Here is a 12,132-nt window from a genome sequence, read left to right on the forward strand (position 1 = left end):
GGCCTGCCGAACAAGTTGGCAGCTACAAAAACCTAAATAAGGCAGCATACTGGCTGAGGTTCATAAGTAATCAGGAATGGATAAGGGCCAGATACTAAACCCTCTCGAAGCAAGCCCTTACCATTAAATATCTGTGGCTCTTGTCGCCCGTGAACTACGCCCGTGACGCTCGTAAACAAAGAGAGGGGGCTTGCGTGGCGAAAATAGCTCTTCTCTCTAGTCTTGGTCGGTGGATCTTTAGATTTGATCGGTTAGCTCGGCGCTTGGTGCTCAACGCTTGGCGCTGTACTATCTCACCATTCACCATTCACCATTCACCATTCACCATTCACCATTCACCCGAGATCCCTGCTATGGAGCATTTTGATACTATTTTTCAGCGTGCCAGCGAACGCCACGGGGGAGCTGCCAAACTAAAAGCCTTGATTGCCACACCGGTTGCTAAGCCAGAGCTGTTAGCGGCCATCAGTGACGATCGTTGGTTATCTTCCTTTACCATGAGCTTGTTTCAATCGGGGTTCGTGTTTCAGGTGATCCGTAATAAATGGCCGGAGTTTGAGCGGGCGTTTTTTGGCTTCGATCCTGAAAAAATGCTGATGTTGGATGGGAGTCACTTTGAGCGTTTAAATAATGACGCCAGTATAGTGCGCCACGCCAGAAAAATTGCCACAGTGCCGGCTAATGCACGCATGATCTTAGAGCTGGGTAAGCCTTATGGCGGTTTTGGTGCCTTAGTGGCGCAATGGCCAAAAGACGACATCACAGGTTTGTGGCAAATGATCAAGAAACACGGCCAATTGCTAGGCGGCAATATTGGCCCTTATGCGCTTCGCCGTTTAGGCGTGGACACTTTCGTGTTTACCGGCGATGTGAGCGCCTATTTACGCCACCATCAGGTGGTTGAGGCCGGTCTTAGCAGCCAAAAAGGATTGCGCCAAGCCCAAGCCGCCTTTAATGAGTGGCACCAGCAAAGTGGCTTCAGCTACGCTGAAATTAGCAAGACCATTGCCCATTCGATAGGGTAAAGCCACGGTAAGCTTTCAGCGGTCAGAGAAATCCCCAGTTTATGTACATAAGATGCTTACCTTTGACTGACATGCTTAGAGCTTACGGCTATCAGTCAAGTAAGGCACTAAAAAACCGTGTACTTGGCTAACGATGGCATCTTGTGCCTGAGCCGTGGGGTGAATGCCGTCGTCCATTAACATGCCGTCTTGACCAATTAAAGGCGCCACAAAAAAAGGCAACAGCGGTACTTTATGGGCTTTAGCTAAATCACTAAAGATGGCCTCAAATTTTTGCAGATAACGGCGACCATAGTTAGGCGGCAGTTGAATGTCGGTCAAGATCACCTTGGCGCCGCTGTCTTGGGCCATATTAATCATCTGGTTTAAGTTTTTTTCAATCAAGGCCGGCGGTAAGCCGCGCAAGCCATCGTTGCCGCCCAGCTCCAGTAACACTAAGCTTGGCTGGTGCTTTTTTAGTAACGCGGGTAGGCGTTGCAAGCCACCTTGGGTAGTGTCGCCACTGACGCTGGCATTTACCAATTCCACCGCTAATCCTTCTTGTTGCCAGCGTTTAGCTAACAGTTGCGGCCAAGCTTGACTCGCATTCATCCGATAACCGGCGCTTAGGCTGTCGCCTAAGATCAGTATGGTGTTAGCATGGGTTACAGATGAAACCAGTATTAGCAGTAGTAGAAGGACACGTGACATGACAAATTCTCCGGTGATCAAAGTGGTTGGGCTTAGCCAAATAGTAGAGTTTGAAAGTAGATCGCTCGATGCCCAGACGCTCACTATCCTTGAGGGGATAGACTTTGAAGTCAAGGCCGGTGAAAGCGTGGCTTTGGTCGGCGCCTCTGGCTCAGGCAAGTCCACCTTGCTCGGTTTGCTGGCAGGGTTAGACTCTGCCAGTCACGGCGACATCTACATTAATGGCCAGTCATTGGCTCAGCTTAATGAAGAGCAGCGAGCGCAACTGCGTGGTCAACATATTGGCTTTGTGTTTCAGTCGTTTTTACTGCTGCCCACCTTAACTGCCCTCGAAAACGTGATGCTGCCTGCACAATTGCAAGGTCAGAAAAATAGCGAGCAGCGTGCGCGAGAATTACTGGCTCAAGTGGGCTTAAGCGAGCGACTGCGCCATTTCCCTAGCCAGTTATCGGGCGGCGAGCAGCAGCGGGTGGCCATAGCTCGTGCCTTTATGACGCAGCCGGATATTTTATTGGCCGACGAACCCACAGGAAATTTGGACACGCACACAGGTAGTCAGATTATAGCGCTGCTGTTTGAACTCAATAAAACCCATGGTACTACGCTGTTGATGGTGACTCACGATGAATCCTTGGCTGCACGTTGTGATCGCCGTTTGGTGATGACCGCCGGCCGTTTGGAGGAACAGAATGCCTAACTTAAGTTCGAGCCTAGGCTTAGGTTTAGTGTGGCGAGAAATCGGTCGCGGTCCTTTGCGGCTGTTTTTATTGTCTTTGGCCTTAAGTGTGGCCAGTATTTTGAGCGTCACTTTGGTGGCGGATAGACTCAATCAGGCGTTGTCAGTCTCGGGCCGTGACTATATTGGTGCCGACAGGGTGTTATCCAGTACCCGCGCCCTCGATAATATTTGGTTGGAACAGGCTAAAGCGCGAGGGCTTGACGTGTCGCGTACTCAATCTTTTCAAAGTGTGCTCTTTGCCGATGACGAGCTGCAGTTAGCCAGCGTGCGGGCCGTGGATAATGCCTTTCCTTTCTATGGCGAGCTCAAGCTATCTCCACAGCAGACCATTGCGCCCGGTCATATTTGGCTATCGGCCCGCTTATTGACCTTACTCAAACTTAACGTTGGCAGCACAGTCGAGCTGGGTAATCTGCAGTTAAGGGTGGCGGGTGAGCTGGTATCTGAGCCGGATCAGGGGTTTTCGCCAGCATTATTGGCACCGCGTGCGCTTATTCACCTAGATGATGTGGCGGCCACCGGGATTGCAATGGCCGGCAGTCGGGTTAGTTATCGTTATTTATTTAAAGGCCGCACCCAGCAACTAGCCCGTTTCGAGGCTTGGGCTAAGCCGCAATTACAAGTGGGGCAAACCTGGTTGGGGCCAGATAGCGCCGACACCCCTGTGGCCACCTCACTAGCGCGTGCCGAGCAGTTTTTTCGCCTAGCGGCCCTCATTGGTGTGTTGCTGGGTATCTTGGCCATGGCCATCGCCTTGGGTTATTTTTCTCGCCGTGAGCAAGACCGTATTGCCTTGTTAAAAACCCTAGGTGCGAGCCGCCAAGCCTTACTGATCTGGCTTGCCAAACTACTGTTAAGCCTCTTAATACTGGGATCTTTGCTGGGTGGCGTAGTCGGTTACGGCCTGCATAAAATGATTTTACTTAGCCTAGGCGAGGCCTTGAACCTGCCGTTGCCGGCTCCGTCTTGGCAGCCGTTTGCCTTGGCGCTGGGCTTAGGCATGTTAACCACGCTTATGCTGTCTGTGGTGCCCATGTTGCGCTTATTAAAGGTGCCGCCATTAAGAGTGCTGCGCAATGAAGCCGAGGCGCGTATTCCCGTATGGTGGAGTGTGAGCATTTTATTCAGCGCTACCTTTGTGTTGAGCTGGTTATTTGCCGGCGATCTCGCCTTGGCGGCTGGCTTATTACTCGGCCTGCTGACACTGATCCTTATCTTGGGCGGCGTGTGTGGCTTAATGCTGATACTGGCCAAGCGCAGTGGCGGCAGCATAGCTTTTCGTCTGGCGCTGAGCCGCTTGGAGCGAGCTCGTTTAACCACCATGTTGCAGTTTGGCGGCGTGGCGCTGGCGTTATTCTTAGGCTGCTTATTATGGGTGGTGCGCGGTGAATTAGTGGACGGCTTCTTAGCCAAGTTACCTGCTGACGCGCCCAACCGTTTTGTGATCAACATTGCCGACTATGAATTAGCGCCGCTGCAGCAAAAGCTGGACGGGGCAGGGCTTGAGCGTTCGGTGTTTTATCCCATAGTGCGCGGCCGGTTAACGGCCATTAATGATAAGCCCACGGCGTCGGATGTAGACAGCGCTCCGAGTGATAATAACGACGGCGGCGTGGGCCGTGAGCTCAACCTGACTTACAGCCCAGAGTTACCCGAGGGCAATCGCATCTTAAGTGGCGACTGGACGCAGGCGCCCGATAGCGTGTCGGTGGAGTCGGGCTTAGCCGAGCGCTTACAGTTAAAGCTAGGCGACCGTGTCACGCTGGACTTAGCCGGTGAGCAAGTATCGGCCGAGGTAAAAAATATTCGAGAAGTAGATTGGGACAGCATGAAACCCAACTTTTATTTGATCTTTAGCCCTGACGTGTTGGACCCGTATTCGGCCACTTGGTTGGCCAGTTTTTACTTGCCGGCTGAACAACAAGCCTTAGAAATTGAGCTGATCCGCGCCTTTCCTACCGTGACTATCTTGGACGTAGCAGCGCTATTGCAGCAATTACGCCAAGTGCTGGCGCAAGTTAGCCAAGCGCTGTTAGTGATCATGGGCTTAGTGATAGTGGCCAGCATCTTAGTGCTATTGGCGCAACTAGAAACCACGCTCGAGAGTCGGCGTCGCGAGCTGGTGTTGTTGCGTACCTTAGGGGCCAGCGAGTACTTAATACAGGCGTCATTGCGTTGGGAATGGTTGGCAGCAGGTGTGGCGGCAGGTTTGGCCGCCGCCTTAGGAGTGGAGCTGTGTGTGGCTATTCTTTTGCCTTATTGGTTGGGTCTGCCTTGGCAGCCGCATCCGGTGTTGTGGATAGCGCTGCCGGCACTTGGCGCTGCTTTATTGCTGCTGACCGGTCGTTTGGGAGGCATAACTCGTACTAGCCTAATGAGCCGCTTGCGCCAGTGGTGAATCTGTCCGGTGAGGAGTGAATTGTGGATGTTACGCCTCACCATTCACGCCTCACGGATTTAAGGTTTCCTTTAATGCCTTTTCTAGCGTGGGATAGCGAAAGTGAAAACCGGCGCATTGTAGGCGCACCGGCATCACCCGTTGGCCGGTTAATAGTAAGTCGGCCATCTCGCCAAAGGCTAAGCGCATTACCCAAGCGGGCACGCGAGCAAAGTGCGGCTTATTTAGCACCTGCGCCAAGGTTTTGCTGAATTGCTGATTGGTTACCGGCTCAGGGGCGCTGGCATTAAATGCGCCCGAGCACTCTTCGTGCTCCAGCAAAAACAGTAATAAGCTCACCACGTCATCTATGTGGATCCACGACATATACTGTTTGCCCGAGCCAATCGGGCCGCCTAAGCCTAAGCGGTAACTGGGCAGCATCTTCTTTAAGGCGCCGCCATCAGGGCCTAACACTACGGCTAAGCGGATGCAGCACACGCGGGTCTGCTCGCTGGCGGCGGCTTGGGCCAGTTGCTCCCATTGGGCGCACACCTTATTACTGAATTCTGGGTGTGGGCTTGAGTCTTCGTCTACTAGAGCATCGCCTTGGCGGCCGTAATAGCCGACGGCTGACCCACTGATCAGCACCTTGGGTGCTTGAGTGCCGGCGTTCAGCTTTTCTACTAACTGTTCGGTTAGCTGCCAGCGGCTTTGACAAATACGCTGCTTTTGCGCTGAGCTCCAACGCTTGTCGGCGATGGGCTCACCTGCCAGATTGATCACCGCATCAAATTGATCCAAATTTTCCAGCTCATTCAAAGAAGACAGGGCCTGAACGTCGTGGCCTAACTGCTGATACACCTTAGCGGGAGTACGGCTCAGCACAGTGACCTCATGATGATGCCGCAAATGAGGCACTAAGCGACGGCCCACAAAGCCGGTACCACCGGTTATTAATATCTTCATGATTGCCTTCCTCTATTTTTGCAGCCAAATGGCGACATATAAATGCATGTTTAGCTTCTTATTCTAGCAGTATCATAAGTTGAGCATTGTGATCCCTGTTAGAACAAGGAGTTAGAATACGCTCCTTCGGGGAGCCGTAATCTATAAGCGGTAATGGTGTAGCAAGCTAACCTGGCACGGGTTTTGTTCTGTGGATCGAGAAAGGATTGCTGAGGCAGAAAATAGCAGAGGGAGCGGGCTGGGAATATAAAGCGAGAAACGGGGTATAAAACCGAGGTTATCTAAGTGTGTTATCCACATAGGTTATCCACATTTTCTGTGAATAAGTCTGTAGATGACCTCGGGTATTAACGCTAGCTTGTTGATCTTACATCAATTAAGTAACTGACCAGGGATCAAGCAAGATCCAGCCATATTAAGCAATAGGCTTAAGCCAGAGCAGCAATAGCGGCGTCGTAAGCAGGCTCTTCAGTCAGTTCAGCAACCAGCTGGCTGTAAACTACTTTGCCTTGCTCATCGATGGCAACCACGGCGCGAGCCGCAAGACCACGCAGAGCGCTGTCGCTGATTGCTACGCCGTAGGCGTTTAAGAAGTCAGCGTTACGGAATGCAGATGCAGTTTGTACGTTTTCGATGCCTTCGGCACCACAAAAACGACCCAGTGCGAACGGCAGATCCATAGACACGCAGATCACTTTGGTGTTGCTTAACGCTGCCGCTTTTTCGTTGAACGCACGTACGCTAGCTGCACAGGTGCCAGTGTCAACGCTTGGGAAGATGTTCAGTATTACTTTTTGACCTTTGAAATCAGCCAATTTAATGTCGTTCAGTTCGCCATTGGTCAGGGTGAAATCAGCAGCGGCTTGGCCTGCTTGTGGAAACTGGCCAGATACGGCAACAGGATTACCTTGGAATGTGATGCTAGACATGTTTACGTTCCTAATATGAGGTTATGTATTAAAGGCCTATGTGTTACGAGCCATGTTAAAAAATTATATTGCAGCGGTTAACTTACCAGTTTTAGGCATAAGGAAAAGGTTTTTATTTTTTCCCTAACGCCTTGAAAGCCAAAAACACAGCGCTAAGCGGTCAGTTAACGGCAACACCAAGACCTGACTGCTATATTGCCAAGGCTCTTTGTTGCGAGAATAACAGAACAACGCGGGCATAGGGTAAGCTCAAGAGCAACAATACGTCATGGACTAGAGCTTATCCCCTACGGTCTTGGTACTTGTCGTGCTTATCTTTATTTTTCCGTGTGTGCTGTGTTCTTGCGTGGCAAAAATCCTTAGTCTTTATTTAGTTCAGCGCTTAGCTGGGCGCTATCTCACGCCTTACTCTTTGCTTTTATTCGCCGCGTCCATTTGCCCACCTTGAATGGCGGTCAGCGCGATTGTGTACACTATATCGTCTACCAAGGCGCCGCGAGATAAGTCGTTCACCGGCTTGCGCATGCCTTGCAGCATGGGGCCAATGGACACTAACTGCGCCGAACGCTGCACCGCTTTATAGGTGGTGTTACCGGTGTTTAAGTCTGGGAAGATAAATACCGTCGCCTTGCCTGCCACGGGTGAGTCTGGTGCCTTCGACTTGGCCACGTTTTCCATGATGGCGGCGTCGTATTGCAGTGGCCCATCTATGATCAGATCTGGGCGTTTTTCTTTGGCTAAGCGCGTGGCTTCACGCACCTTCACTACCTCGGCCCCCGTGCCTGAGCTACCGGTGGAATAAGAGATCATCGCCACTCTTGGCTCTATGCCAAAGGCGGTGGCAGAGTCTGCAGACTGAATGGCGATTTCCGCCAATTGCTCGGCGGTAGGGTCTGGGTTAATGGCGCAGTCGCCATACACCAGCACCTGATCTGGCAGCAACATAAAGAAAATGGAGGACACAAGCGAGCAGCCGGGGGCGGTTTTAATGATTTGCAGCGGTGGGCGTATGGTGTTGGCTGTGGTGTTAATGGCGCCAGAGACCAAGCCGTCTACTTCATCGCGCTCCAGCATCATGGTGCCAAGCACTACGTTATCTTGCAGCTGCTCGCGGGCGATAATTTCGGTTAAACCTTTTGATTTTCTCAGCTCCACTAAGCGTTCCACATAATGCTCGCGCACTTGCTTAGGATCGATAATCTCGACTCTTTCGTCCAACTTCACGCCTTGCTGAGCGGCCACCCGTAAGATTTCTTCACGATTACCCAATAGTACAGGGCGAGCGATGCCGCGCTCGGCACAGATGGACGCCGCTTTTATGGTGCGCGGCTCCTCGCCTTCGGGCAGTACGATACGCTTGGCGGCGCGACGGGCTAATTCGGTGAGCTGATACCTAAACGCCGGTGGGCTTAAACGATGGCTGCGGGTGGACGCGGCCATCAAAGATTCAATCCAGTTTTGGTCGATGTGGCTGGCCATATAATCTTGCACTAAATCGATGCGCTGCAAGTCATCGATGGGAATTTCCAGATTAAAGTGCTGCAGGCTAACCGCGGTTTGCCAAGTATTGGTGTCTACCATCAAGATCGGCAAGCCGGTTTCGGTGGCTTGTTGGCAGAGCGCCATAATTTGCGGCTCGGGATGATAGCTGCCGTTAAGCAGCAAGGCACCAATTTTCACGCCGTTCATGGCCGCCAAACACACGGCCACTATCACGTCCGAACGGTCGCCAGAGGCTACCAATAGGCTGCCGGGGCGAAAATGTTGCACCATGTTGTGCAAGGCTCGGGCACAAAAGGTCACGCTTTTTAGGCGACGAGTATTGAGCTTGCCTTCATTTAAAATAGTGGCGTTTAAGTGGCGCGCCAGATCCACGGCGCGGGGCGCTACCATCTGGGTATTCCACGGCACACAGCCCAGAATACGCAGCGGCATCTTGCCAAACACCTGCAGCACTTCGAGATTGGGGCTGTATTTTTCAATCTTTTGATTGGGATTAAACATCTCAGACAGATCGGGGCGAGTGTTGCCTTGATCGTCCATGGGTGCGCCCACCTTGTTGATGATGCAACCCACTATGCGTTTATTGGTCATGCCGCCAAAGCTCGAGCAGGCCAGCTCGATACGCTCTTTTAGCTCTTGGCTGGAGTCGTTGCTGGGCTGTGCTATTAGCACCATGTCTGCATCTAGCGCCTTGGCCACGTCGTAGTTAATGCGATTGGCAAACGGCTGTTTGTCGGTGGGGATCAAGCCTTCCACCACAATTACCTCGGCGCCCACTTCGGCTACGTGATTTTCCACCCGTGCCACTATTTCTTCTAGCAGCACATCTAAGTTGCCTTTGGAGATCATGCTTTCTGCATAGCTGAGGGCAAAGGGCTCGGGCAGCACTAAGTTTGAGCCATTGGCCACCACGGCGGTGGAATGATCTTGTACCGTGGAGCGAGTGCGCGGCTGCGATACCGGCTTAAAGAAGGTGACGTTTACGCCATTGCGCTCCATGGCGCGCACCATGCCTAAACTCACCGAGGTGGCACCCACGCCGCCACTTACCGGGATCAACATTACCGTTCTGGCCATAATATCCTCTTAGTTCTTGGTTACAGACATGAGAGTGCGCTTACAGCGCACTGGCAATGGCCAGTGCATCTTTGGCGATCACCCATTCTTCATTGGTCGGTATTACCCACGCCGGTGTGCTGTCGGGGGTGGTGATGCAGGCGGTTTTACCAAAGCGCGCATCCTGGTTGGCCTTGGCGTCTAGCTTAAAGCCCAATAGGCTTAACCGTGCCAGCGTCAACTCACGCACGAGTACCGAGTTTTCGCCAATGCCGCCGGTAAACACCACCGCATCTAAGCGCCCATCCAACGCACAGGTGTAGCTGGCAATGTATTTGGCCAAGCGATAACAAAAAATATCCATCGCCCGTTTGGCTTCGGGCTGGGCGTCATAATGCTCGGCAATGTAGCGGCAATCGCTGGTGCGCTCCGACAAGCCCAATAAGCCCGACTCTTTGGTGAGCAGGGTGTTAATACGCTCAATGCTGTAGCCTAGATTGTCGTGCAAATGGAAGATGATGGCGGGGTCTATATCGCCGCTGCGCGTACCCATCACTAAACCCTCTAATGGCGTCAAGCCCATTGAGGTATCCACCGACTGGCCATCTTTGATGGCGCACACAGAAGCACCATTGCCCAAATGGCAGCTGATAATATTTAGATCGCTCAGCGGCTTATCGAGTAACTTAGCCGTCTGCTCGGCAATAAAGTAATGGCTGGTGCCGTGCATGCCGTAGCGACGAATATGGTGCTCTGTATATAATTTATAGGGCAAGGCATATAAGTACGACGACTCGGGCATAGTTTGGTGAAATGCGGTATCAAACACCGCTACTTGTACTAAATCTGGGAAGGAATGCAGGGCCGAATTGATGCCAATCAAATGTGCCGGATTATGCAAAGGCGCCAGACTGGCGCACTCTTCTATGATGCTGATGACTTTGTCATCGATTAATGCTGACTGCGTAAACTGCTCACCGCCATGCACCACCCTATGGCCAACGGCCACTAGGTTGCTCAATAGCTCGGGGTGGGGCAGCAGCAGGCTATGCACAATAAAGTCCAAAGCCTGCTGGTGGGCGGCGCCGTCACCGAGCGCACTGCTGCCTTTTTGACCGTCAAAGGTCCAGCTAATGCGGGTGTCGGGCAGGTAAAAGCATTCTGCCAGACCAGAAAGTTGTTCGTTGCCGGTTTCGGCATCAATAATGGCAAACTTCAGCGACGAACTGCCGCAGTTAAGCACGAGAACTAGCTTGCTTGTCATGGGTAGACCTTGTTATCAGAAAAATTAACGCAGATCGCGTCACGCGCAATATTCCGCTAGGCCGTTGGCTGAATACAGCTTGAGTACAGCTAGGCTAGGCGCAAATTATAAATACAGGGGATAATACCCGCATGGTGGCGTAAAATAACATAAAGCTGGAGTGGTTTTATCATCAAGGCTTGGTCATGCAGGAAACGCCATCCTCAGTCCCGCCGTTTTGGAGGTCGTATGACGACATTAACTGGTACCTTACAACAGGGCAGCGCTTACTTAGCTATTTGGCCAAAAGAGCGCCAATTGGCTGCCTTATTTCCCGAATATCGTATTACCACCGCCACTCGGCTGGCTTTGCGTACCATACCGGCACTCATGGTGTTGAGCATTTTGGTGCAGTTTCAATTAGGTGATCCACGTTACTGGTCGAGCGTGGTGAGCTCAGTGCTCTTTTTAGCGAGCCTGCCGCTGCAGGGCTTATTTTGGTTGGGCAAGCGTGCCGCCACGCCGTTGCCGGCGGCCTTGGTGACTTGGTATCAACAAATTAACCAGAAGATGAGTGAGGCGGGCGTATTGGTAAGCGAGCCTGTATCGCGGCCCCGTTATTTTGATTTGGGCGAAGCGCTCAATCAGGCCTTTAAACAATTGGATAAATCTTTTATTCGCGATCTGTAACCGCGAATGGCGGTTGCAATGGCCGGTATTTTTGGCGAGGCTGAGTCTTATCTTCCCTACTCCGCAGTAACTTACAGGCCCGCCTATGAATTTTCTCTCTCAAACCATGGCTCACAAACCCGAACCCAACTGGCCTGAAATTCAGGCCATACCGATTGTAGAACTTGATGATCCGCTGGTGTCGCTGGGCTTAGTTAATCTACCGCTGCGCGTTTACCCAGCTTATTATCACCAAGGCGTACCGGGCGCGCTCAGCGACTGCTACCTGCGCCGTTGCGTGTTGTTTCGCCTCTATAAAGCCGCTCGGCTATTGCCGGCTGGCATCGAATTGGTGGTGCTCGATGGCTGGCGCCCGTTAGCGGTGCAGCAATATTTATACGACACCTTACACAGCGCCATGCAGGCTCATTATCCAGAATACTCCGAGTTAGAGTTGGCGGCACGCTTGCGGCAGTTTGTCGCACCACCCAGCACAGATCCCGCCGCCCCCAGCCCGCATTTAACCGGCGGCTCGGTGGACGTCGCCTTGTGTGGCAGCGAAGGCCTGTGGCTCGACATGGGTACAGAGTTTGATGAAATTAGCCCCAAGTCTGCCAGTGCCGCATTTGAGAGCATAGAGAAACCCAACGCCCGCGAGTCCGAAGTGATTGAGAATCGTCGGCTGTTACACAGCGTTATGCTGCAAGCCGGCTTCACCAATCTGCCCAGCGAGTGGTGGCACTTTGATTACGGCAATCAGTCGTGGGCGTGGGCGACTCAGCAGCCGCAAGCTCAATTTGGTGCGATTGAGCGACTATCCTTGAGCGAGCGTTGGCAGAAAAATCTGGCTAACGGGGACGAAATAGCGCCCAGCGCCTAGCACCCAGCTAAACAAAGCACCAGAGTTCGGTGTTAATACCGAGATCCTGATG

At 52.3% G+C, this 12,132-nt stretch carries 10 protein-coding genes; 5 read left to right on the forward strand and 5 right to left on the reverse strand.

Annotated features, from left to right (window positions below; translation table 11 throughout):
• Positions 1-353 precede the first annotated feature (353 nt).
• A complete protein-coding gene (locus ACEN2G_RS07205; protein WP_442020802.1) occupies positions 354-1,025 on the forward strand; it encodes a DNA-3-methyladenine glycosylase I in 672 nt (223 codons plus the stop codon).
• Positions 1,026-1,100: 75 nt separating this feature from the next.
• Here the strand turns inward: ACEN2G_RS07205 and ACEN2G_RS07210 are convergent, their stop codons facing one another.
• Positions 1,101-1,715 (reverse strand): arylesterase, encoded by a 615-nt coding sequence (locus ACEN2G_RS07210; protein ID WP_442020803.1) that lies wholly within the window; start codon positions 1,713-1,715, stop codon positions 1,101-1,103.
• On the opposite strand from ACEN2G_RS07210, the gene ACEN2G_RS07215 reads away from it, so the two are divergent.
• Entirely contained in the window at positions 1,714-2,412 is a 699-nt protein-coding gene (locus ACEN2G_RS07215; RefSeq protein ID WP_442020804.1) for an ABC transporter ATP-binding protein, read from the forward strand. The two genes, ACEN2G_RS07210 and ACEN2G_RS07215, sit on opposite strands and share 2 nt — an antisense overlap.
• Complete coding sequence (locus ACEN2G_RS07220) at positions 2,405-4,852, forward strand: ABC transporter permease (protein WP_442020805.1); 2,448 nt, start codon at positions 2,405-2,407, stop codon at positions 4,850-4,852. The genes ACEN2G_RS07215 and ACEN2G_RS07220 overlap by 8 nt, the downstream gene beginning before the upstream one ends.
• A 51-nt stretch (positions 4,853-4,903) precedes the next feature.
• Here ACEN2G_RS07220 and ACEN2G_RS07225 read toward each other — a convergent pair whose 3' ends face one another.
• The 4 genes from ACEN2G_RS07225 to ACEN2G_RS07240 form a co-directional block, all read right to left on the reverse strand.
• Entirely contained in the window at positions 4,904-5,800 is an 897-nt protein-coding gene (locus tag ACEN2G_RS07225) for a TIGR01777 family oxidoreductase (RefSeq protein WP_442020806.1), read from the reverse strand.
• Positions 5,801-6,228: 428 nt separating this feature from the next.
• Positions 6,229-6,729 carry a thiol peroxidase gene (gene tpx / locus ACEN2G_RS07230; protein ID WP_442020807.1) on the reverse strand — a complete coding sequence of 167 codons (501 nt, stop codon included), beginning with the start codon at positions 6,727-6,729 and terminating at the stop codon, positions 6,229-6,231.
• A gap of 405 nt (positions 6,730-7,134) precedes the next feature.
• Positions 7,135-9,309, reverse strand: coding sequence for a phosphate acetyltransferase (gene pta / locus ACEN2G_RS07235; RefSeq protein ID WP_442020808.1), 2,175 nt, complete (start codon positions 9,307-9,309; stop codon positions 7,135-7,137).
• 40 nt (positions 9,310-9,349) lie between these two features.
• Positions 9,350-10,552: an acetate kinase gene (locus tag ACEN2G_RS07240; RefSeq protein WP_442020809.1), complete on the reverse strand. Its 1,203-nt coding sequence runs from the start codon at positions 10,550-10,552 to the stop codon at positions 9,350-9,352.
• Positions 10,553-10,780: 228 nt separating this feature from the next.
• Here ACEN2G_RS07240 and yfbV point away from each other — a divergent pair, with 228 nt between their 5' ends.
• Both yfbV and ACEN2G_RS07250 read left to right on the forward strand, forming a co-directional pair.
• Positions 10,781-11,221, forward strand: a complete 441-nt coding sequence (yfbV, locus tag ACEN2G_RS07245; RefSeq protein ID WP_442020810.1) for a terminus macrodomain insulation protein YfbV — start codon at positions 10,781-10,783, stop codon at positions 11,219-11,221.
• An 85-nt stretch (positions 11,222-11,306) separates the two neighbouring features.
• A complete protein-coding gene (locus ACEN2G_RS07250) occupies positions 11,307-12,080 on the forward strand; it encodes a M15 family metallopeptidase (protein ID WP_442020811.1) in 774 nt (257 codons plus the stop codon).
• Positions 12,081-12,132: the final 52 nt, after the last annotated feature.

This window comes from Oceanisphaera sp. W20_SRM_FM3, from assembly GCF_052119705.1.
Classification (GTDB): domain Bacteria; phylum Pseudomonadota; class Gammaproteobacteria; order Enterobacterales; family Aeromonadaceae; genus Oceanimonas.